This is a genomic window from Nocardia vulneris, from assembly GCF_001613425.1.
GTDB classification, from domain to species: Bacteria; Actinomycetota; Actinomycetes; order Mycobacteriales; family Mycobacteriaceae; genus Nocardia; species Nocardia vulneris.
This window is the reverse complement of record NZ_BDCI01000013.1, coordinates 170,206-192,556: the sequence shown is the minus strand read 5'-3', so window position 1 is coordinate 192,556 and position 22,351 is coordinate 170,206. Positions and strand designations below refer to the sequence as shown.

The window sequence follows — 22,351 nt, the reverse complement described above, 5'->3', positions numbered from 1 at the left end:
TCCTCCGATTCCGGGTTCACCCGCTGAGTCAGCGGCATAGCAGTTCCTCGATTTCCGCGTCCGTCGGCATGGCGTCCGCGCACGCCAGGCGCGAGGCCACCAGTGCGCCCGCGGCATTGGCGTAGGTGGCGATGCGGTGCGGATCCCAGTCCGAGAGCAGGCCGTGGATCAGCGCACCGCCGAAACCATCTCCCGCGCCCAGCCCGCACACCACCTCGACCCGGCACGGGGGCACCGTCCAGCGCTCGTATTCGGTCGCCACGAGCACGCCCTCGGCACCCCGCTTGATCACCGCCAGCCGCACGCCGCGCGCGAGCAGCCGGTCCGCTGCCGCATCGGGATCGGCGGTGCCCACGGCGACTTGGACCTCGGTGCGATTGCCGACGACCACGGTGACGTGATCGATCATCCAACCGATCTCCTGCTGTGCGGTCGCGACATCCGGCCAGAACATCGGCCGATAGTCGAGATCGAGCACCGTGTGCCCGCGACGTGCGCGACGCTCCAGCACCGCGCGCTGCGTGCCGCGGCCGGGTTCTGCGCTGACGCCCGTGCCGGTGACCCACAGCAACGGCACCGAATCCACCACCTCCCAGGGCACCTCGTCCACGGTGAGGGTGAGATCCGGTGCGATGGGCGCGCGATAGAACAACAGCGGCGGGTCGGCGGGCGGGTTCAGCTCGCAGAACACCACCGGCGTCAGCAGATCCGGGGCGGTCGACACGTAATCGGCGCGAACCCCGAACTCGCCCAGAGCCTTTCGCACATAGTCACCGAAGCCGTCCGGTCCGACCTTGGTCAGCACCGCGCTGTCCCGGCCGAGCCGGGCGGCGGCCACCGCGACGTTGGTCGCGGTGCCGCCCAGCGATTTCGCGAACGATTCGACCTCGGCCAAGCCGACGCCGCTCTGCTGCGGGTAGAGGTCGACGCCGACCCGGCCGATCGTGAGAACCTCCAGACCGGTCACGACACCACCCGCTGCAATTCGTGTTGCAGCGCGTCCAATTCGGCCCCGCCCGCCATCTGCCGGGTCAGCTCCGAGACATCGATCTCCGACTTCTCGTACGAGCCGAGCATGGCGCCGCGCTTGAGCAGCAGGAAACGATCGCCGACCGGGTACGCGTGATGCGGGTTGTGCGTGATGAGGATGACGCCCAGGCCCCGATCCCGCGCCTGCACCACGTATTTCAGCACCACGCCCGCCTGTTTGACGCCCAGCGCGGCGGTCGGTTCGTCGAGGATCAGCACTTTGGCGCCGTAGTGCACGGCCCGCGCGATCGCGACGCACTGCCGTTGCCCGCCGGACAGGGTGCCGACCGGTTGCTCCATGTCGCGCAGCTCGATGCCCATGTCCGACAGGCCTTTCCGCGCGATCGCCCGCCCTTTCGCGCGGTCCAGCAGCCGGAACGGGCCATAGCCGACGGTGGGTTCCGAGCCGAGCACGAAGTTGCGCCAGACGCTCATCAGCGGGACCACCGCCAGATCCTGGTAGACGGTGGCGATGCCGTGGTCCAATGCCGCACGCGGGGAGGACAATCGGACCGCTTCGCCCTCGATCCGCAGCTCGCCGCGATCGTGCTGGTGCACGCCCGCAAGGATTTTGATCAGCGTCGACTTGCCCGCGCCGTTGTCGCCCAGGATGCAGGTGACCTCACCCGGGTTCACCACGGTCGACACATCTTGCAACGCGACCACGCCGCCGTAGCTCTTGCCGAGGTCGATCGCCTCGATGAGGGGGACGCCCGTCGCATCGCCCCGCGCTGCTGTAGTCATCGGCGTACCCTTTCGGCTCGCTTCTGGAATCTGTTGTTGACCAGCACCGCCGCCAGCAGGAGCACGCCCAGGAACAGCATGAACCAGTCGCTGTCCCAGCGCGCGAACACGATGCCCTGGCGGGCCATGCCGAAGATCAGCGCGCCGATCGCGGCGCCGACGGCCGAACCGAAACCACCGGTCAGCAGGCAGCCGCCGACCACCGCCGCGATGATGTAGTGCAGTTCGAGCCCCACGCCCTGATTCGCCTGCACGCTGGCGAAGCGCAGGATGCTGCACGAACCGACCACCCAGCCGGCGAAGGCCGTGGTCATGAAGAGAATGATCTTCGTCCGGTCGGCGGGCACGCCCACCGCCCGCGCGTTCGGCAGCGCACCGCCGACCGCGAAGATCCAGTTGCCGAACCTGGTGCGCACCAGCACGATCGCGGCGATCGCGGTCAGCACGATCCACCAGATGACCGAGGCCTGGATCCGGGCGTCGCCGATGTTCAACGTCGAGGCGAATACCCACCCGGCCGAGTTGTAGCCCTCGGCACTCCGAATGCCCGACACCTGAACGGTTCCGGTGACCAGGCGGGTCACGCCGAGGTTGAGGCCTTGCAGCGCAAGAAAAGTGCCGAGCGTGACGATGAAACTCGGTAGTCCGGTGCGCATCACGAGCCAGCCGTTGAACGCGCCGACCAGCAAGGCCAGCACCAGCGAGGCCAGTAGCGCGAACCAGACGTTCCATCCGGCATGCACCGCCAGCAGAGCGGTGACCAACGCGGTCGAAGCGGTCATCACACCGGCCGACAGATCGAATTCGCCGCCGATCATCAGCAGCGCCACCGCGACCGCCATGATGCCGAGTGTGGACGAATCGTCCAGCCAGGTCGCGACGCCGAGCGGGCTCAGGAAGCGCTCGGTGATGATCGAGAAGAACACGAACACGAGCAGTGCGCCGAGCGCGGCCCCGATCTCGGGCCGGACGGCGAGCCGTTGCAGCAGCGACGGTCCGGCCTGGGCGGCCGGTGCGGCCTCGGTCTTTTTGGTGGCAGTAGTCATCTCATTCACTCCCTGACCTCACCGCGTGCCCTGTGCCACGAGCGCGGCGACGGCATCGACGTTGTTCTTGTCGACGAAGGCCGGACCCGTCTGTACCGGTGCGCCGCCACCGACGGTGTTCAGGTTCGTCCGGTAGGCCTGCAACAGCACCACCGGCAGGTAGCCCTGCTCGTACTGCTGCTGGTCGACCGCGAACAGCAGTTTGCCGCCGCGAATCGCCTCCACCACATCGGTATTGAGGTCGAAGGTGGCGACCGTGGCCGCCGAGCGGGACTCCTGCACCGCGTCGACGGCGCGGGCGGCGACCTGAGAGTTCAGGGTGAGCACCGCGTCGATCGAATGGTCCGCCTCCAGCGCCCCCTTGATGCGGGACTGCGCGTCGGTCGGATTGTTGATGTCCACTTGGAGTGTCGCCGCATTGCCGAAGGCTTTGCTCGCGCCCTCGCAGCGTTGATTGGCGCCGATATTGCCCGCCTCGTGGATCACGCAGAGCATCTTGGTCTTCTTCGCGTCGGCCAGCCGCTTACCGGCCGACTGCCCGGCCAGCGACTCACTCTGTCCCACATGGCCGATGGCGCCGTACTTGACGCTCTCCGCCTCGCCGGAGTTGATGGTCACCAGCGGAATGCCCGCGGCAACTGCCTTTTCGATCGAAGGCCGCAGTGCGTCAGGGTTGGCCATCGAGACGACCAGCCCGTCCACTCCCTGGGCGACCGCGTTGTCGATGAGCTTGGCCTGCTGGCTCGGATCGCCCGAGGAGTTGTATTCGACCCGGACCCCGAGATCCTTGCCCGCCGCTTCCGCGCCGTTCTTGACCACGTTCCAGAACGCGTCACCCGGGCTGCCGTGCGTGACCACCGCGACCGAGTTCAATGTGCCTGCGGCGACGGGGCTTTGGCTCGGCGCGACCACGTCGGCGCCCGGCCCGCTACACGCGGCGAGGACCGCGGCCACGGCGAGCCACGGTGCCAGGCGGCGCGAGCGTTGCCACCCGCGGTGCAGTCGATGAGACATCGTTGTCATCACTTCCCTACTGGATCGGTGCGGCCGTCGACACGAGGCCCGCGAGGTGGCGCAGGCTCCGTTCGGTATGCCGGCTCGGCAACTCCGCCGAGTCGGTGGGCTGCAGGGCGGTGTCCTGCTCCATCACATACCAGCCGCGGTAGCCCGCGGCCTGCATGCTGTGCACCAGCGCGGCGACATCGACGTCACCGTCGCCGAGTGGCACGTACAGGCCCTGCCGCACGGCTTCGCTGTACTCCATTGCGCCGCCGCGGACTTCGTCCGCTACGGCGATGCGCACGTCCTTCAAGTGAACATGTCCGATCCGGTCGGCATGGCGTTGCGCGAGCCGCACCGGGTCGGTTCCGCCGATCAGCAGGTGGCCGGTATCCAGGCACAGGTCGAGCGCCGAATCGGCAAGGAAGCGTTCGACTTCCGCCTCGGTCTCCACGTGGGTGCCGACGTGCGGATGCAGTACCGTGCGCAGGCCGTGCTCCGCGGCTATATCGCGGATGACGGCGGCGGTTCCGATCAGGGTGCGCCATTCGTCGTCGTCGAGTTGCGGGCGGGCATCGTATCCGCCGAGCCCGGTGGCGGCGGCCAGCACGACCACGTCGGCACCGGTGGCGGCGAACAGGGCGATCGACTCCCGGGCCGCTTCGATCGCCCGCTCCGGCGCCTCGTGCAGCACCAACGCCAGGAATCCGCCCACCGACGAGATGCCGAACGTCCCCAGCAGCGACCGCAGTTCGTCCGGGTCGCGGGGCAGATATCCGGGCGGGCCGAGTTCGGTGGCGGTCAGGCCGAGGGCGGCCATTTCCGCGAGGACGGTGCGCGCGTCGAGCACGTGCCCCCAGCCGGGAACCTCGCAGACTCCCCAGGAGATTGGTGCGGCCGCGATGCGCAGCGGGTAGAGCGGTTCGGTCATCAGGACTTCTCCGACCTTCGATGTCGAGTTGGAGCGCTCCAAACGATTGGAGCGCTCCAACTATGTAACGTGGGTCATAGTGTGTCAAGAGGGTGCCCGTTGGCCAGAATATCGCTACTACCTGGTAATACGTGGCCGATCAGGCGAAACGATCAGAAACCGCATCGCGCAGATAGTCCGATTAGAGCGCTCTATTGATTAGCGCGCTCCAACCTTGTAACGTCCGACACTGCACACATCATCGAACGGGCAACGGAGGCGACATGGCACGGCCGACCATGGAGGATGTCGCCGAGCGCGCCGGCGTCTCCCGGGCGCTCGTGTCGCTGGTCATGCGCAACTCCCCCAAGGTGAGCGAACATCGGCGCCGTGCCGTGCTGGAAGCCGCGAAAGATCTCGGCTACCAACCACACATCATGGCCCGCTCGCTGGCCAGCCGGACCTCGAACATCGTCGGCGTCATGGTCTCCGACCTGCGCAACGCGTTCTTCGCCGATGTCGTCGAGGGAATGGACACCGCTGCACAGGAATCCGGCCTCGAACTCATCCTCAACACCGGCCGGCGCAGCGCCGCCCGGGAACGCACCGCGCTGGAGAGCCTGCTCGCGTTCCGTCCGGGCGGCATCATCTTGCTCTCACCGATCCTGCCCGCCGCCGCCATTCGCGATGCGGCACAACAGGCTCCGCTGGTTCTGGTGTCCCGCAGTTCGGCCATTCCCGATGTCGACACGGTCAACGACGACGGCGAAGTCGGCGCCGCCTTGGCCGTGGATCACCTTGTCTCCCTGGGGCATCGACGGATCGTGCACCTCGACGGCGGCGGCGCGTTCACCGCGGCGCCGCGCCGCAAGGGCTACCGTGCCGCGATGGAACGGCACGGCCTCGAGCCGATGGTGATCCCCAGCGAACACACCGATGCCGCCGGGATCGCCGCGGTCCGAAAACTGCTGAATCTGTTCTCCCGCGACAGCTTTCCGACCGCACTGGTGTGTGGCAACGACTTCAACGCTGTCGGCGCCATGTCCGCGCTCGAGGAGGCCGGGTTACGCGTGCCCGACGATGTTTCCGTCGTCGGCTACGACAACACCTCGCTCGCCGCGCTGCGCCACGTCTCCCTCACCACCATCGATCAGCCGCGCATCCAGATGGGCCGTCTCGCCATCGAAGCGCTCGTCGAACGGCTACGCGACGACCGCACCGAGCCGGTCCGTCGCCGCCTGCAGCCCTCGCTCGTCGTCCGCGCGACGACCGGCGCCCCCAGCAACTGAATTCTCGCTGCCCACAAGGCAGTTCCGCACGTTCTCAGGAGGAGAGCCGATGTCATCCCATCAAGCCGTCACCCTCGGTCTCGCCGGCACCGGCCGGATCGGCACCGCGCACGCCGAAACCCTCAAGAATCTCCCGAATGTCGCCAACGTCGTCGTAGCCGACGCCGACGCCGACCGGGCCCGCGCCACCGCCACCAAGCTCGGTGTCGAATTCGCCCCCGACCTCGACGCCCTGTTCGCCGCCGACCTCGACGGCATCGTCATCGCCACCGCCACCGATTCCCACCCCGAACTCATCCTGCGCGCCGTAGCCGCCGGCATCCCCGTCTTCTGCGAAAAGCCCGTCGCCGCCGACATCGAAGGCACCCTCGCCGTCCTCAACCACCTCGAATCCTCCACCGTCCCAGTCCAAATCGGCTTCCAACGCCGTTTCGACGCCGCCTACCGCGCCGCCCGCGACGCCGTCGCGTCCGGCTCCCTCGGCTGGCTGCACACCCTGCGCGCCACCACCCTCGACCCCACCCCACCCCCCGCCGACTACATCCCCCGCTCCGGCGGCATCTTCCGCGACTGCGGCGTCCACGACTTCGACATCATCCGCTGGGTGACCGGCCGCGAAATCGTCTCCGTCTACGCCACCGGCACCAACCAGGGCGAACCCTTCTTCACCGCCGCCAACGACGTAGACACCGCCGCAGTCGTCCTGCATCTGGACAACGACACCCTCGCCACCGTCTCCCTCACCCGCTACAACGGCGCAGGCTACGACGTCCGCCTAGAAGCCCTCGGCGCCAAAGGAAACGCCATCGTCGGTTTGGACGACCGAGCCCCCCTCACCTCGGTAGAACCCGACTACCTCCCCTCCTCCTTCCCCGCGTATCCAGGATTCATGGAGCGGTTCCGTCGGGCGTACACCGACGAACTGGTCGCGTTCGTAAGTGTTGCCACGGGGAACCTCGAAAACCCTTGCAGTCCAGTGGATGCGCTGGAGGCGTTCTATGTAGCCGAGGCCTGCGAACTGTCTCGACACGAAGGACGGCCGGTGCAGGTATCCGAAGTCCGTCGCTGACAGCCTTCCCCCGACCGGCCGCAGAAGCCTGCGGCCGGTCGTTCTGTCCGCACGGCTAGCGGCTACTGGACGAGCCGTCCCGACAGATCCAACCTACGAGGTCTCGATCTAGGCCAAACCGTGACCTTTCGGCAATACCGAACATCCTGGCATACCTGCTGACATCCGCCAGCTTTCCGCTCCAGCACGAATCTGCACCGAAAGATTCTAGACCGATACTCGAATCCAGTCAGTCATTTGCGCAGTAGACATACAACTGTGGTGTGTACGTGACAATATCGAAGTAGCGCTGAAACACTCGGTTTGCATGACTCGAGCGCGGCCCTGAGGCATGAACGACGTTGCCGCCCAGAACTTGTCGGGACCTCATGGCAGTATCTCCCCCGGCCCGACGTCTCGAGCATGGTGTAACAATGAGAGTCCGCTGGCCGACATCTCGCCAGCAGCACCGGCGCAGGCGACTTAGCAACGATTCGGAATTTTGGGGCGGAGAGATGACGACAGGGTGGGCAGGGGTCGATAGCGAACTGTCAGCACACGTACGGCTGCAAACAGAGCAATGCCTAGCCGCCTATCGAGCCAAACCGAACCTCATCGAGCAGGATGGCGGAATAGAACTCTCTAATGTAACCGGAGGTTACGGCAAGAAACAACTGCATGAGCTTGTACAGAACGCCGCTGATGCCCTGACCGGCGATCATGGCCGTATTGCCCTGGTGCTCGCTTCGAAGCACCTATACTGCGCGAACCAGGGGCGGCCGATGACAATGATCGGGATCGAGACGCTGATGGCCTCTCACCTGTCGAGAAAGCGTGATGAAGAGATCGGCCGCTTCGGCCTCGGCTTCAAGTCCGTTCTGGGGATTTCCGACCGCCCCGAGATCATAAGCCGCACCGGATCGGTCCGGTTCGATCGTGATTTCAGCGAGAAACTTGTCAGGACTATTTCGCCGAACGCCCCCCACACTCCGGTCCTACGAATTGGGGCACCCTTCGATCCGTTCGATTTGATTTCAGCAGATCCGGTGTTGGCGTCGCTGACGGAATGGGCTTCGACGGTCGTACGGCTACCGCTGAAGGAAGACGCAAGCTGGCTCGGCACCAAACTTCTGGAGTTTCCACCGGAGTTCCTTTTGTTTGCCACGCAGGTGGAACAGCTCGATCTCTACGACGCCACCTCGGAGGCTCGACGAACTTGGCGCGCTGACTGGGAGCACGACCAGGCCTTCCTCAGCTCCGAGAACAGCCGCATCGGATGGAAGGTATTTCGTACCACCCATCAGCCTTCAATGCAGGCACGCGGTGAAGCGGGCGCCATCACCGGACGCGAGACCATCGAAGTGAGCTGGGCGGTACCCGACGGCGACCGCGGGAAGCCGGGATCATTTTGGTCGTTCTTCCCTACCAACTCCCAGACAACGTTGTCCGGCATAGTCAACGCACCGTTCAAGACGAACGAGGACAGGCACGACATCCTCGAAGGCGAGTACAACAGAGAGATTCTGGTATCGGTGCTGCCAGATCTGGTCAGCACCAACCTCCATCGGCTGGTGGATCCCACCGACCCGGGCTCAGTGCTCGACATCTTGCCCGCGCGCGGGCGCGAGTCCCGTTCATGGGCGGACCGCGATATCAACGAGCCGATCATGAATGCGGTCGCTCGTGTCCAATGCCTGCCCGACATGAACGGCAGCCTGCTTCGACCGGTCGGGATCAAACTGCCGCCGACGATCACATCGGAATTCAACACATGGAAGCCGCGATGGGCAGCCGTGGAGGGCAGGCCGAGTGATTGGCTGCACGGCTCCGCAGATCGAACCACGGAGCGGCGTGCCAAGGTAGAACGGCTCGCAGCACTCGCTGCAGTGAAGCCGAGGACGATCGGCGAATGGCTTCGTGCCCTTGCCGTTTCCGCAGGTGTCGCGGGTTCACAGGAAGCGATCCAACTCGCAGCTCTGGTGGATGCGCATGCCAGCGAGCACTCGGCCGAGATGCGGCGCGCGGCATTCGTTCTCGCGGCCGACGGTTCCTACCAAACGCCCAACCCAGGGCGGATCTTCGTCTCCGACTTCGACAGCGAACCGACCGCGCAGTTCGTCCATCCCGACGTCACCAAGGACCAAGCGGTTGTCGACGCCCTTCGGATACTCGGCGTAGACCGTATGGATCAACTCGGCCGACTCAAAGCGCACATCACCCGGATGCAGGTTGGTGCGATCACCGGGATGGCGGTTGAGCAATTGTGGAATCTCACTCGCGGACTACCAGGACAGATCGCAGCGAAGACACTTTCTGAAACTTTCAGCGGCGGTGGGATTCCGGTTCGGTCGATGGCTCGACGACTGACGTCATTGCGTGACGTGCTCTTGCCAGGCGTCATTGTTCCAGCCGACGGTAGCCGTGACGCTTCATTGACGATCGATACCGAGTTCCACGCCAAGGATCTGGCGTTGCTTCGGCTGCTCGGCGCGGCAAGCGAGCCTCAGGTCGTGCGACCCGATGATCACGAGCAGTGGTACCACGAATGGGAGGCCGCTGCCCGGGCAAGCTACCGGGCCTGGGCAGCAAGCACGGGTGTCGCGGTGCAACCCGCGAAAGTCCGTATCGCCTTGGGCGATACATACCGTGGGTTGGACATCATGTGTGATCTATCGACCGAGGGACGGCAGCGTCTCAGCGAGTTGATTCTCCGTGGTCGGTCTGCGCCCTGGATCGTGGATTCCACCGGCGGACCCCGAATGCCGTTCACCAATCCGGCCGTCTGGTGGGTAGCCAAGCATGGCGTCCTGAGCACCGCCTTCGGCGCAATGCCGGTGCGAGATTGCTACGCCCGGATCCCAGGACTACCGAACGAACTGCTCCCTGTAGCGAACGTAACCGCCGATCAAGCCAAGAGTCTAGGACTGCGGTCGCAACTCACGGAGCACGATTGGCACCGAATTCTCTTGCGTCCCTGGGCGTTTCTCCAGCAGACACAGCTGAACCTGTTGTACGGCCTCGCAGCGAGTATCGGAGCTCCGGCCCCTGATGAGATCGGCGTCGAGATCGGGACCAAGAAGACCCTGGTCGCGCCGGACCAGGCCTACGTGACGCTCCACGAAGGCGATTTCAAGCTCCTGACCGCAGCAGGTTACCCCGTACTGGTGGCGACGAGCCGCGACCAGATGACCGAACTCATCCGAAGGTGGGGTTTGGAGGACGCTCACGGGTTGGTTCATCGGTCCGTGCTCCCGACCATTTCCGGCGAAGCGACACGACTGGTCGATCGGTTCCCTGGCGTACGTGCGGTTGTGGCGGGCGACCCCGATTTCGACCTGTTCCCTTGCTCGGACCTGTCGGTGGAGGTAACGATGCGCGACGGGCCTGTGGCGATACAAACTGATCGCAGTGTCGTCCGTGATGGCGACAAGGTCGTCTACTTCCTCGACAGCACAACCGACAGCGACCTGCTCGCCATTCTGAATGTTGAACTACGACTGGGCCTTTCGGCGATAGACGAGAAGCGGGTCATCGATATCGGTGAACGTCGCGATAAGAACCAGCTTCGTGATCGAGTCCAGAAGGAGGAAGACCAAGATCGCAAACTGATCATGCTGGCAGGCGTCTCTGCCTTACGGAACGAGGTCCCGGTCGGCGCTGTAGAGCTCATCGAGTCTCGGCAATCCCGCAAAGTCGAAGATGAGGATATCGCCGCACTCGCACGAGCTTCGAAGGGTGCCGGACTACTGGAACGGCTTGCACCGGCGATCGAGGAAAAGGGCATCTCACTACCGCGACTCAAAGGCGGGTACCAAGCGCGTCGCACGGTCCAGGATTTGGGCTTGGCACCCGAATTCGCAGGCAGCACTGTGCCTGCACCACCGCCCAGGTTCGAGGTCATAGGTCCCGTCGCGCTTCCGAAACTGCACGACTTCCAAGAGCTGGTTGTGGACAAGCTCCTGCAGGTCTTACGGCCTGGCGGCAAAAATCGAGGGATCATCTCGCTGCCGACCGGTTCCGGCAAAACCCGGGTTGCGGTCGAAGCTCTGATTCGTCACATCCGCGAGTCCGACTCCGAGCCGTTGATCATCTGGATCGCGCAGTCCGACGAGTTGTGCGAACAAGCAGTCGAAACCTGGTCGTACACCTGGTCTGCTCTCGCTCCACCCGCGGCAAAGCTGACGATCAGCCGACTCTGGGGCTCCAATGACACGACGCCGGCCGAGGACAGTGCCCACTTGGTCGTCGCGACGGACCGAAAGCTGCTGTCGCTCAGCGAGAAGAAGTCGCACGAGTGGTTGACCGACGCCGACGTCGTCCTCGTGGACGAAGCCCACACTTCGATCACCAAGACCTACACTGAGCTGTTCCGATGGCTCAAACGCAGTGCACGCGAACGCGATCGAGTATTGATCGGGCTTTCAGCCAGTCCTTACCGTGGACACAACGAGGAGCAGACGCTCACCCTGATCAATCGTTACGACTCCAACCTGCTCACCGACGGCGTGCTCGGTCCGCATCCGCACCAGGAACTCCAGCGTCGCGGAATCTTGGCGAGAGTTCGCCATCTCGAACTGGACGGCATGACATTGACGCCGGGAAAGTCTCGACAGACATCGGATTCGGACGCGATGCATCTCGCGGACTACCGGATCGATCTCAACGCGGTCGCTACCAACGACCAACGAAACCGACGAATACTAGACTCTCTCGAAAGCATGCCGGCGGACATGACCGCGCTGGTCTTCACCGCATCTGTACAGCATGCAGAGTTGCTCGCCGCCGTGCTGTGCCACAGCGGCGTGCCTGCAGCCGCCCTCGCGGGCCACACACCTGTCAGCGAACGGCGCAGACTGATAGAGCGCTTCAAAGCAAAGGACATCAGAGTCCTGACCAACTACAACGTGTTGTCACAAGGATTCGATGCGCCCCGGGTGGGGGCGGTGTACGTAACCCGCCCCACCTTCAGTCCCAACCGGTATCAGCAGATGATCGGCCGAGGTCTACGTGGCCCGGGCAACGGCGGCTCCGAGGAGGTCTTGATCGTGAACGTGCGCGACAACATCGAAGCTTTCGGTACCGAGCTGGCCTTTCATCACTTCGATCGGTTGTGGTCGAACAATGAACACTGATCTTGGGGCAGTCGAACTCGATACCGTACAACGAGCAATCGCCGAGGCACCGCTCAGCACCCGATATCTCGTCGTAGCGGGCGCTGGACAAGGCAAGACCGAGGTAGTTGCGGCACGAATCGCTCATCTCGTTCAGGAAGAGGATCTTTCGGCTTCCTTGGAGATCTTGGTCCTCAGTTTCTCCCGCGCCGCGGTAGACGCGGTTCTTCGCCGGCTGGATTTGCGCGAGGTCGCGCGGGCCAACGTCAGAACCTTCGACTCCTTCGCCAACCGTTTGCTGGTCGACGCAGGAATCGATCCGTTCGGATCCTACGATGCCCGGATCCGGCAGGCGACGAAGTACCTGACCGAAACCGACGAGCCACCCCATGAACTGGAGTCGTTGCGGCACTTGGTCATCGATGAGATCCAAGATCTGGTCGGTGATCGCGCCGCATTCGTTATCGCCGTCCTGCGGTCACTCGACTCTCAGGTCGGCATCACCGCCCTCGGGGATCCCCTCCAAGGCATTTACGACTTTCAACTCACGGAGAGCAAGAGCAAGTCCGAGTCCACCGAGGTTTTCGATGTTCTGCGAGAACTGGGAGCACAGCAGGTCTCGTTCGAGCGGAACTACCGCGCTCGCGGATACGATCCGAGACGAGTGATCGAACTCGGTGCCCAGCTTCGTAATGAGTCGGACGCAGCTCGAGCCCGCGCCATGATTCGCGAGTTCGACGCTGAACTTCCGCATCTCGGCGAGCCCCAGCACTGGACCGACATCCTGACTGCACCCCAAGGACACACCGCAGTACTCTGCATGTCGAACGGCGAGGTACTGCGCACGTCCCAGCTACTGCGCAGCGCCGGCATACATCACACAGTTCGGCGAGCCGCTCAAGAGTTCGGTCCTGCACGCTGGATCGCACGCGTCTTGGCCGGCGCAGTAGGCACGGATATCGCGCGGGCGGACGTCGAGGCCGCACTCGATGCCCTTCCCTCAGGGGTCGCCCCCGACGACGCCTGGTATCTACTCAAAGAAGCGGAGGGAGTGTCTCGAAACAGCCGCTCTCTCAACATGTTACGTCTACGTTCTTTGATCCGATCGGGTGCGGTACCGCTCACGCTCGTCGAGCAGGACACCGCAGAAATAGTCATATCCACGGTCCACAAGTCCAAAGGACTCGAATTCGACCGTGTATTCCTCATTGATCCCGTCTACCTGAAAACAGGAGACGACTCGTGGCCTACTGTACGCACTCGATACGTCGGGCTAAGTCGAGCCAGAGACAAGATACTCGCGTGTGAGATACCGCCGCCACGAGCGTGGTACGACAAAGACAAGTATCTCGACCGCGTACTCGAGAAGGTGCCGGGAAGGGGAAAGTCACGCCGTACTCGATCGATAGAATTCGGCTATTCGGATGTATGCACCGACAAGCCCTACGGTGACGAGCTGACCGCCCGTGAAGTGCAAAGCAGGCTCAGCAAACGTCCCGATGGCGTTCGCGTGGAGGCGCACCTCGATCGCGCACGTTCCACTCGCGAGTTACCTTCGTACAACTTCGTTTCCGATACCGGCGAGGAGATAGGTCGCACCAGTCAAGCCTTCGACGTCGCGTTCGCCAAAGCGTTCTACTGTGCCTCCCGTTGGCCGACGAAGTTGACCGGATTGTCGGTCATCTCGGTGGAAACTGTCGCCAGTGAACCGCAAGTTACAGAGAACGCCCATCTAGGAGCGTCCGGATTATGGCTCGTTCCGCGCCTCGTCGGTATGGCTCGACCGGATTGGACTGAGAGGGAGGACATGTCGTGATCGAGTCGATGTCCGCAACATTGAACGAAAAGTATCGGTTCCGTCGCGAGATGGTCGAGGAGCTTGCCCGGGATGTCTTCGGACCTGCTCCAGACGACACAGCGAACATCGGAGAGATCCTCGAAGAGGCTCCTCTCGATCGCTACGTGGTCGGCGTCCTGTGGCCCGCCGACGATGAACTGCAGGAGGTGCCCGAACCTGACGGAGTTGAGCCGGCAGACAAAGATCCGTTCGATGACACCCCTGTCGTTCAGGCGAGGATGCGATACCCGTCCTCGATGGGACTGACCTTCTCCGTACGTACTTCGGTATCGTCGGCAATCGCCATCAGCGCCCGAGCGGCTCACTACGTTGCTCTCGATGTGCCGGACGGCGCGACGGCTGGAGCGCGATCCGCACGCACAGGCAAGTGGGAACGGGTCCCCCTCGAACTGATTACCGTCACGCAGAAGCTGAGTCCGGCCGGAACTTACTCGGAGGAGATCGAGCCCGGACTCGAGCTGCATCGCTACGTTCGGCCGGAACGAGACGGCGTTGTCACGGTAACTGTCACGCTCCGGAACAAGCAGCCGACCCCCAAGGGCGAACTGCGGGATTCGAAAGCCTGGTTCCAGGTCGGTCTGACGATCACAACGCCCGAACCCGCGATTACCGACCGGACCCAACATCGAAATATCGGACACGACGACGACCTCGACAGCGCGGCACTGCTCTATCGCGCCATGCACACTTTTGCTGTTGGTCACGGCTGCGCGGCATACTGGGAGCGGTCGACCACAGTCGACAATATGACCGCCACGGTGTCGACAACCTTCCTCCCTACACACGAGATTCCGCGTGCTCGCCCGGGTGGACTCGATGACGCGATCGATCTTCGAATGGAAACCCTCGCGACGGCGAGTGATGAAGTGATAAGCGCGAATTTGTGGGCACTGACCTCTGCCTACCGAGTCTGGATCAACGAACTCGAAGCAAAAGTGGCGGGCGGCGATGCGGGCATCGCCGCCGAACTTCTCCCTACCGCTGCTCGACATATCGACGATGCCCGCAAAGCCGCCGCACGCATCGAGCGGGGGATCGCGCTGCTAGAGCACGACCCGGATTCGATGTTGGCATTCCGTCTGGCGAACCGCGCCATGCAGCTGCAGCGTGCCCGGCAAGAATGGATACGTGCCGGGGCCACAGGTCAACTCGGGTCGGGCGAGGATCAACGGTGGTATCCCTTTCAGATCGCTTACATCTTGCTCAACCTGCCCGCTTTGAGCGACCGACGACACCCGGATCGCGATATCGCAGACCTGTTGTGGTTTCCAACTGGTGGCGGTAAGACTGAGGCCTACCTGGGTTTGATCGCCTTCTCCATCATGTACCGCCGATTGAAGAATCGAGAGGCAGTCGGTGTAGCCGTGATCATGCGATATACCCTGCGGCTGCTGACGATTCAACAGTTCGAGCGCGCCTCGATGCTGATATGCGCGCTCGAGACGGTACGGCGGTCGGACGTGACGAGACTCGGCGATCGCTGCCTGTCGATCGGCTTGTGGGTTGGCTCGGGCGGTACGCCCAATACACTCGATGAAGCTCAGCGCGCTATACGCGAACTCCGCGACAACCGCGAGATAGCCGAGAAGAACCCCCGACAGCTCACCCAATGTCCTTGGTGTGGTGAACCTCTCGAAGCAACGAACTACGCAGTGGTGCGCAAACCTGAGCGCCATCTGCGCATTGCTTGTGAGAACCCCAGTTGTGAGTTCGCCGATGGGCTCCCTGTTCACGTGGTCGACGAGGACATCTACAACGCACGTCCGGAACTGGTTCTCGGCACAGTCGACAAGTTCGCCATGATGGCGTGGAAAGCCGATGTCGGTAAGCTGTTCGCTCGCGACGACGACAAGAGTGCGCCGCCTGACCTGATCATTCAAGACGAGTTGCACCTGATCTCCGGTCCACTCGGCTCTATGGTCGGGCTCTACGAAACGGCTATCGACGCAGCTTGTTCCGTTCGATCACTAGCAGACGGCAGCACCTACGGGCGGCCCAAAGTGATTGCATCGACGGCCACGATCCGACGGGCGCAGAAACAGATCGAAGCGGTGTTCGCGCGTTCTGCGGCCCAGTTCCCACCGCCTGGTATCGACCCGGACAGGTCCTTTTTCGCGGAGCCCGCACCGGCCGAGGTGCTCGGGACGCGCGAGTACGTCGGAATCATGGCACCGGGCGCCAGCCACGCAACCTTGCTGGTCCGGGTCTACACGGCTCTGCTACAGGCCGCCGCGGACATCGTCGGCGACGACCAGACACGAGATCCATACTGGACACTCTTAGGCTACTTCAACAGCCTGCGTGTCCTCGGAAGTGCGAACCTTCAGGTCGAAGGAGATGTGCGAGAACGGCTCGACTTGGTTGCCAATCGCAAGCACACCAAAGCGCGAGGATTGAGTCCACTCAACGAATTGACCAGCCGTGTGGCGTCATCGGAGATTCCCGAGCGACTCAAGCAGATCGAGAAGACGCTGAAGGATGGTTCACCGAACGATGTAGTCTTGGCTACCAACATGATTTCGGTCGGTGTCGACATCGACCGGCTCGGACTGATGGCAGTGATGGGTCAGCCGCAGTCGAACGCCGAGTACATTCAAGCAACCAGCCGAGTAGGACGTCGACACCCGGGCCTCGTTGTCGCCATCTTCAACAGCGCGCGATCTCGTGATCGGTCACACTACGAGAATTTCATCCCCTATCACCAGGCGCTCTACCGCGCGGTGGAAGCAACCAGCGCAACGCCTTTCGCGGCACGCGCGCGAGACCGTGGCCTTCACGGTGTTTTGGTCTCGCTGGCTCGTCTACTGGTTCCTCAACTCACTGCAGACAACGCGGCCTCTCTCGCCGAGGACTACTGGGATGAGCTGCAAGAGGTTGCGCGGATCGTAAGGCGACGAGTAGCGGGGGTAGACCCGGAGGAATCCGAAGCCACCGGAAAAGAGATCGACCAACTTTTAGGTGTCTGGGCGGACGAAGGTGCCGCCAAGCCGAACATGAGGTACGGCAACTCCAACACTGACGCCGCCCTGTTGGTAGAGCCGAGCACAGCACTGGTCGATGAGGCCATCGACTACTCGCAGAAACATGCCCCATGGCCGACTTTGCAGAGCATGCGTGATGTTGACGCCGAAAGTGGATTGTACCCATATGCACTGAGGAGGAACTCATGAAATCTGGCCCCAGAGCCCGGCGCAGTCAACTCCTGAGTACATATGGCATCGGTGGGCTTTTCCCTTCCGAGACAACTAGTTTCATGATCGTCGGCCTGGACGAGTGGAAGGTGGAAAGGGCGACCGAAGTAAGCGAGCCTCGACTCGCGCGCTCGCTACGGGTACGTGAGCTGAAATCACCGCCTGCCGGGACGACCCGTGATATTCCGGTGATTCGGTTCCCTGCGACCCAGATCTGTCCGACCTGCCGGCGCATCGGTTCGATGAAGGAACTAGCCCGCGATTGGAATATTGCTAAGTGCGCCCATTGCCGCGAGAAATCGGACCTGACTCCGTTCCGTTTGATCGCTGCCTGTCGGCGGGGACATATCGGCGAATTTCCGTACTACCGATGGCTGCACAAAGGCCAATCCGCGGCCGGAACGACGCACGAGATGAAGGTCAAGGCGTTGGGCAGAACCTCATCGCTGGCCGACCTCGTACTCGAATGCGGCTGTGGGGTTATCCCGCGATCGTTGGACGGTGCGACGGGCCCGAAGGCCCTCGCGGAGTTCGGCAAGTGCACCGGCGCTCGTCCCTGGCTCGGTCCCGACTACTCTCAAGAGTGCGCCGAGATCCCGAAGGTTCTGCAGCGTGGCGCGTCCAACGTGTGGTTCCCAGCGGTGCGATCGGCAATCTCCATCCCGCCGTACTCCGAAGCACTGTCGAAGTTCGTCGATAAACACTGGACCGCACTGCATGACCCTGCTGCGCTCAATGAGAAGCTGCTGGAAAATTTCGCTGCGGCATCAGGCAGGTTCACGGTGGAGGACATCGTCGGGGAGATCGAGCGGCGCCGCGGCGAGTCCGACGATGCCGATCTCGATGAGGAGATGCTACGCCGCCAGGAGTTCCAAGCACTGTTGGAAGGTCGCCGAGACGGTGAGGCCGGATCGGATTTCGTCTGTAAGAAAATGGAGTTGGACGACGGACTGCCGCCACTCGTCACTGCGGTACGAAAGGTGACTCGACTCCGCGAGGTCCGTGCACTCTTCGGGTTCTCCAGGCTCGAAGGCGTCGGTGCCACCGACACCGACACATTGTGCGAACTGTCCCATACACAACGGCAATGGCTGCCTGCGATAGAAGTCATCGGCGAAGGAATCTTCGCATCTTTCGATCGAGTGATGCTCGACGAGTGGGCGGGTCAGTCCTTCGCTTCAACGCGGCGAGCACTCCTGCAGCGAGCCGCAAACGCCCGGGCTCGTGGCTATGGACGACCCGAAGCACCCATGGTCGACATCGTGCGGGTGGCGCTGCACACGTTAGCCCATGTGTTCATCGACCAGCTTTCGCTCGACGCGGGCTATCCAGCCGCATCCTTGCGCGAACGACTGTTCGTGGACACGGACTTCGCTGGAATCCTGATCTACACCGCTAGTTCGGACTCAGCGGGAAGTCTCGGTGGCGTAGCCTCTCAGGCCGAGCCCGCGAGATTTGCCCATGCATTGCGCGAAGGCTTGACCAGGCTGTCGTGGTGTTCTGCTGACCCTGTCTGTATCGAAGCAAAAGGTTCTGGCGTCGATGCACTCAACCTGGCAGCCTGCCACGCCTGCGTTCTCGTTCCGGAAACCTCTTGCGAACTGAGCAATACATTTCTCGACCGTGCGCTGCTCTTCGGAACACATGAGAACGACCAGGGTGCCGAAGGACTGTTCAGCGGCCACTACGGCTGGTAGCAGACGATGAAGACACAGGTCCTGATTCACGATCTGTTCCACAAATCGTTTGCCGCGTTGGACGGCAGTATCCGGAACAAGGTGATGCCGTTCATCCTCAAGATTCAGCAGGAACCCAACGCTACCGGTCTGGACCTCAAACAACCGAAAGGCGCGTCCAACAAGTACGTTCGGACTGCCCGAGTCAATGACCAGTACCGAGCCGTCCTCCTCGCTGCGGGCGAGGGCGCAAGCACCCCGGCCCTGTATCTGATTGCGATCAAGAATCACGACGAGGCCTACGAATACGCGGAGAAGCTCACTTTGCAGGTCAACGCCAAGACAGGCGCTGCCGAGCTTTTCGATGCCGTTGCTCTTGACGAAGCGGTCGATCACGCACGACAGCATCGCGTGGTCGACGGGTCGTTGGTGCCGTTGTTCCCTTCTGCCGTAAGACAATCGGATATCGAACGCTTCGGCGTGACACCGGAAATCGCAGCGCAGCTCAAATCTGTCACCGATGAGGACGCGCTCGAACGGATCATCACCGCTTTGCCTGCATCGCAGGGGAACGCTGTTTTGGACCTCGCCTACGGCAAAAGTCCTGATGACGTATGGCACGACCTCGTCGTCGAAGATCCGGGCACCGTCGATATCGAGGATATTGCTGGAGCCCTGCAGCGACCTCTCTCCCAGCTCAGCTTCACCACAATAGACGTCGCGACAGACGACGAACTACGCATTATGTTGGAGGGCGACTTCGCCAAGTGGCGCGTTTGGCTGCACCCGCTCCAGCGCAGACTGGCCACCCATGTCGGATGGAACGGGCCATACCGAGTGACCGGAGGCGCGGGAACCGGCAAAACCGTCACAGCGATGCATCGAGCACGTTTCCTGGGCAATCGGCTCCGAACATCAAGGCACAAGGTACTTTTCACAACGTTTACGAAGAACCTGGCGCACTCGATCGAGAGCCAGTTGAAACTGCTGGCTGGTCCACCTGTCCTGGAGAACATCGACGTCGTCAACATCGACGCGTTGGCCCGGCGCGTTGTGGCCTCCACCGACATCGGGCGTATCGCAGTCAACGGTGCAAACTTCTTGGCAGACAACGACTCACAGATCCGTGAGCTCTGGTCCCGCGCGGCCCTGGTCTCCACTGACCCTTGGGATCCTGCATTCCTCGCCGAGGAGTGGTCAGAGGTCGTGTTGGGGCACGCGATCACCACCGAAGCAGGCTACATACATGTGCCGCGGAGTGGGCGCGCCGAGCGGCTGAGCCGCGTCGACCGGTCGGACGTGTGGCAGGCCATCGAGCAGTTCGAGCGCCTTATGCAGTCGAGTGGTCTGATGACGTTTACGCAACTCTCGGCGCGCGCCGCTGCCATGGTCACCGCCGATCCCGATCTGCGCGAACGCTTTGCGTATCGGCACGCCGTCATCGACGAAGCCCAGGACTTGCACCCCGCCCACTGGAAATTGCTACGCGCGTTGATACCGACGGATACCGATGATTTGTTCATCGTCGGAGACGCTCATCAACGGATCTATCGAAAGCGGACACCTCTTTCTCACCTTGGGATCGAGACGAAGGGACGTTCCCGGCGACTGACTATCAACTACCGGACATCGAAGGAGATTCTCGGCTGGTGCATGCGGGTAGTCGATGACGAGGTTGACGACCTGGACCTGGCAACCGACACGCTTGCCGGCGCGCGGTCGGTCTTCAGCGGTCCAGAACTCGACGTTCAGGGTTTCACCTCGGGAGCTGACGAACTTCGGGCTCTCACCGCACGCATCGCAGACTGGCACGCAGGAGGCTACGCGCTGTCCGAAGTCGCCGTGTGCGCTCTCGAGCACAAACAGGTGAACGACGTACTGGATGCCCTGGCCGCAGCAGGCATTCCGGCTGCCGAGGTCACCGACCGAACCGACGAGGCAGATCTTGGAGCCGCCGTCCGGGTGTTGACGATGCACCGAGCCAAAGGTTTGGAGTTTCGCGCTGTCGCGCTGCCACATCTCGGAGACGATTGTCTTCCGCCCTACTATGTGCGCAATCTGAAGGGCTACGCACGCGGCCAAGCCGAGCACCGGCTCCGCTGCCTGCTCTATGTTGCGGGCTCTCGGGCTCGGGAGCGGCTGTCCTTGTCTTGGTCAGGAAAACCATCACCTCTATTGCCGATCCTTCGGACCGCTAGCGTGGATGGTGCACGCTGAATACCCGGCCAACAATCAAGTGGCGACAGGGCGTACATCACCCTAAGGCGTGGCGTCATCGGTCGCGAGCAACTTTCGGCGCAGGCCGCCCCTTGTCTTCAACCAACTGCTGGCAACAGCATCGTCAACAGCTTGCTCGTTCGGCGCTCGATCGAACAGCGCCCAGCTCAGGACATGAAGTGCCAGCCGTGGCGGGATGGCGTTGCCGATCTGCTGCGCGATGTCCTTGCCGGCCCACGGATAATCAGGTGGGAATGTTTGCAATCGGCCGGAGTCGACCGTGTCGAGGTTCCTGAGGTACTGCCCATCAGAGGTGACCATCTTGTTCCGTGATACTTTTCCGGTCACAGTGTAGGCAGGCTGGTCGTGGCGGCGCTGACCGCGAGCCTTCGGATTGCCGCCGGAACCGTAATTCGAAACAATCACAAATTCTCTATCCGGTTGCAGCACCGGCCCCATCGTCAGCCAATTGGGGAGATGGGCGTCCGGCGCGGGCCGCGAGGGATCGCGATGGAACTGTCGGTGAGTCGGCCGTGGGAGTCGCGGCTGACGGTCGAGATGAGCGACGAGAATCGCGCGACGTCGAGTTTGCGGGACACCGAACTGCTCGGCCCGAAGTATCCCAGTATCTACCTTGTAGCCTTTTGACTCGAGTACAGATCCCATCCGCTCCCACACCGGCAATACAGCCGGAACCTGTTCCAGTACAATGACTTTGTACGGCTTGCTGTGGACTTCAAGCGCGTCGAGCGCCCAGCGCAGCGGCTCCAGAACGAGACCGGTGCGTTCGTCTCTCAGCTTCTTCAGCTCCACCTTGACCGTTCGGTCGCCCGCTCCCATTCGATCGACAAAGTTGAGCACCTCGTCCAAAGCCTCGCGACCGACTCCCGAGCCGGCAACCGAGAACGTTTGACAAGGCGGACCACCAGCCAAAATCGTTGCCTTAGAGAATAATTCGGGGCCCAAATCACGAACATCTTCAGACTTGGTCCGCAGCCCTGCAGCTTCCCTCGTCTCACACGCGTTGACATCCCACTCGATGCCGACAACGGAGGTACCCAGCCAGTGAGCTGCTACGTCCATGCCGCCCGGCCCTGCGAAGAGGTCGACCATCTCGGCGACCCGCGCGGCGTTTGACGACATGCACAAGATCATAGACGCCGATCTGGATCGCATGGTCGCTACCCCACCGCTCGGCCCGGAGATTCTCCGGTCGGCAACCCCACGGATTAC

13 protein-coding genes are annotated in these 22,351 nt (G+C 62.6%); 7 read left to right on the top strand and 6 right to left on the bottom strand.

The genetic code is table 11. The features are described 5' to 3' along the window. Window positions 1-28 precede the first annotated feature (28 nt). Genes iolC through NVU01S_RS16060 form a run of 5 tightly spaced genes read right to left on the bottom strand, consistent with a single transcriptional unit; the run spans window position 29 to window position 4,749 of the window. On the bottom strand, window positions 29-967 hold the full coding sequence (gene iolC / locus NVU01S_RS16080) for a 5-dehydro-2-deoxygluconokinase (protein WP_043679631.1): 939 nt from the start codon (window positions 965-967) through the stop codon (window positions 29-31). Next, a complete protein-coding gene (locus NVU01S_RS16075; protein ID WP_043679635.1) occupies window positions 964-1,773 on the bottom strand; it encodes an ATP-binding cassette domain-containing protein in 810 nt (269 codons plus the stop codon). Before NVU01S_RS16075 ends, iolC begins: the two co-directional genes overlap by 4 nt. Further along, window positions 1,770-2,819: an ABC transporter permease gene (locus NVU01S_RS16070; protein ID WP_043679670.1), complete on the bottom strand. Its 1,050-nt coding sequence runs from the start codon at window positions 2,817-2,819 to the stop codon at window positions 1,770-1,772. Before NVU01S_RS16070 ends, NVU01S_RS16075 begins: the two co-directional genes overlap by 4 nt. Before the next feature lie 18 nt (window positions 2,820-2,837). Then, window positions 2,838-3,842: a sugar ABC transporter substrate-binding protein gene (locus NVU01S_RS16065; protein WP_244467495.1), complete on the bottom strand. Its 1,005-nt coding sequence runs from the start codon at window positions 3,840-3,842 to the stop codon at window positions 2,838-2,840. 7 nt (window positions 3,843-3,849) lie between these two features. Continuing rightward, window positions 3,850-4,749, bottom strand: coding sequence for a TIM barrel protein (locus tag NVU01S_RS16060; RefSeq protein ID WP_043679640.1), 900 nt, complete (start codon window positions 4,747-4,749; stop codon window positions 3,850-3,852). Window positions 4,750-5,012: 263 nt separating this feature from the next. Here NVU01S_RS16060 and NVU01S_RS16055 point away from each other — a divergent pair, with 263 nt between their 5' ends. The 7 genes from NVU01S_RS16055 (at window position 5,013) to NVU01S_RS16025 (ending at window position 21,118) form a co-directional block, all read left to right on the top strand. Then, window positions 5,013-6,017, top strand: coding sequence for a LacI family DNA-binding transcriptional regulator (locus NVU01S_RS16055; RefSeq protein ID WP_043679643.1), 1,005 nt, complete (start codon window positions 5,013-5,015; stop codon window positions 6,015-6,017). 49 nt (window positions 6,018-6,066) lie between these two features. Beyond that, window positions 6,067-7,086, top strand: coding sequence for a Gfo/Idh/MocA family protein (locus tag NVU01S_RS16050; protein WP_043679646.1), 1,020 nt, complete (start codon window positions 6,067-6,069; stop codon window positions 7,084-7,086). 494 nt (window positions 7,087-7,580) lie between these two features. Continuing rightward, entirely contained in the window at window positions 7,581-12,197 is a 4,617-nt protein-coding gene (locus tag NVU01S_RS16045; RefSeq protein WP_167829451.1) for a DEAD/DEAH box helicase, read from the top strand. After that, window positions 12,187-13,992: a UvrD-helicase domain-containing protein gene (locus NVU01S_RS16040; RefSeq protein WP_043679652.1), complete on the top strand. Its 1,806-nt coding sequence runs from the start codon at window positions 12,187-12,189 to the stop codon at window positions 13,990-13,992. Before NVU01S_RS16045 ends, NVU01S_RS16040 begins: the two co-directional genes overlap by 11 nt. After that, entirely contained in the window at window positions 13,989-17,204 is a 3,216-nt protein-coding gene (locus NVU01S_RS16035) for a helicase-related protein (protein ID WP_244467496.1), read from the top strand. The genes NVU01S_RS16040 and NVU01S_RS16035 overlap by 4 nt, the downstream gene beginning before the upstream one ends. Next, complete coding sequence (drmB, locus tag NVU01S_RS16030) at window positions 17,201-18,922, top strand: MrfA Zn-binding domain-containing protein (RefSeq protein ID WP_043679655.1); 1,722 nt, start codon at window positions 17,201-17,203, stop codon at window positions 18,920-18,922. The genes NVU01S_RS16035 and drmB overlap by 4 nt, the downstream gene beginning before the upstream one ends. Window positions 18,923-18,928: 6 nt before the next feature. Next, the gene (locus tag NVU01S_RS16025; protein ID WP_043679658.1) at window positions 18,929-21,118 is read left to right on the top strand and encodes a UvrD-helicase domain-containing protein; all 2,190 of its coding nucleotides are present in this window, start codon (window positions 18,929-18,931) and stop codon (window positions 21,116-21,118) included. A 42-nt stretch (window positions 21,119-21,160) separates the two neighbouring features. Here the strand turns inward: NVU01S_RS16025 and NVU01S_RS16020 are convergent, their stop codons facing one another. Next, a complete protein-coding gene (locus NVU01S_RS16020; protein ID WP_043679678.1) occupies window positions 21,161-22,261 on the bottom strand; it encodes a DNA cytosine methyltransferase in 1,101 nt (366 codons plus the stop codon). Between the last annotated feature and the right edge of the window lie 90 nt (window positions 22,262-22,351).

Excerpts from the sequence above, each read along its gene's own strand:
- NVU01S_RS16075 (WP_043679635.1), bottom strand. The coding sequence starts at position 1,773 with ATGACTACAGCAGCGCGGGGCGATGCGACGGGCGTCCCCCTCATCGAG.
- NVU01S_RS16070 (WP_043679670.1), bottom strand. The coding sequence starts at position 2,819 with ATGACTACTGCCACCAAAAAGACCGAGGCCGCACCGGCCGCCCAGGCC.
- NVU01S_RS16065 (WP_244467495.1), bottom strand. The coding sequence starts at position 3,842 with ATGACAACGATGTCTCATCGACTGCACCGCGGGTGGCAACGCTCGCGC.
- NVU01S_RS16060 (WP_043679640.1), bottom strand. The coding sequence starts at position 4,749 with ATGACCGAACCGCTCTACCCGCTGCGCATCGCGGCCGCACCAATCTCC.
- NVU01S_RS16055 (WP_043679643.1), top strand. The coding sequence starts at position 5,013 with ATGGCACGGCCGACCATGGAGGATGTCGCCGAGCGCGCCGGCGTCTCC.
- NVU01S_RS16050 (WP_043679646.1), top strand. The coding sequence starts at position 6,067 with ATGTCATCCCATCAAGCCGTCACCCTCGGTCTCGCCGGCACCGGCCGG.
- NVU01S_RS16045 (WP_167829451.1), top strand. The coding sequence starts at position 7,581 with ATGACGACAGGGTGGGCAGGGGTCGATAGCGAACTGTCAGCACACGTA.
- NVU01S_RS16040 (WP_043679652.1), top strand. The coding sequence starts at position 12,187 with ATGAACACTGATCTTGGGGCAGTCGAACTCGATACCGTACAACGAGCA.
- drmB (WP_043679655.1), top strand. The coding sequence starts at position 17,201 with ATGAAATCTGGCCCCAGAGCCCGGCGCAGTCAACTCCTGAGTACATAT.
- NVU01S_RS16025 (WP_043679658.1), top strand. The coding sequence starts at position 18,929 with ATGAAGACACAGGTCCTGATTCACGATCTGTTCCACAAATCGTTTGCC.
- NVU01S_RS16020 (WP_043679678.1), bottom strand. The coding sequence starts at position 22,261 with ATGTCGTCAAACGCCGCGCGGGTCGCCGAGATGGTCGACCTCTTCGCA.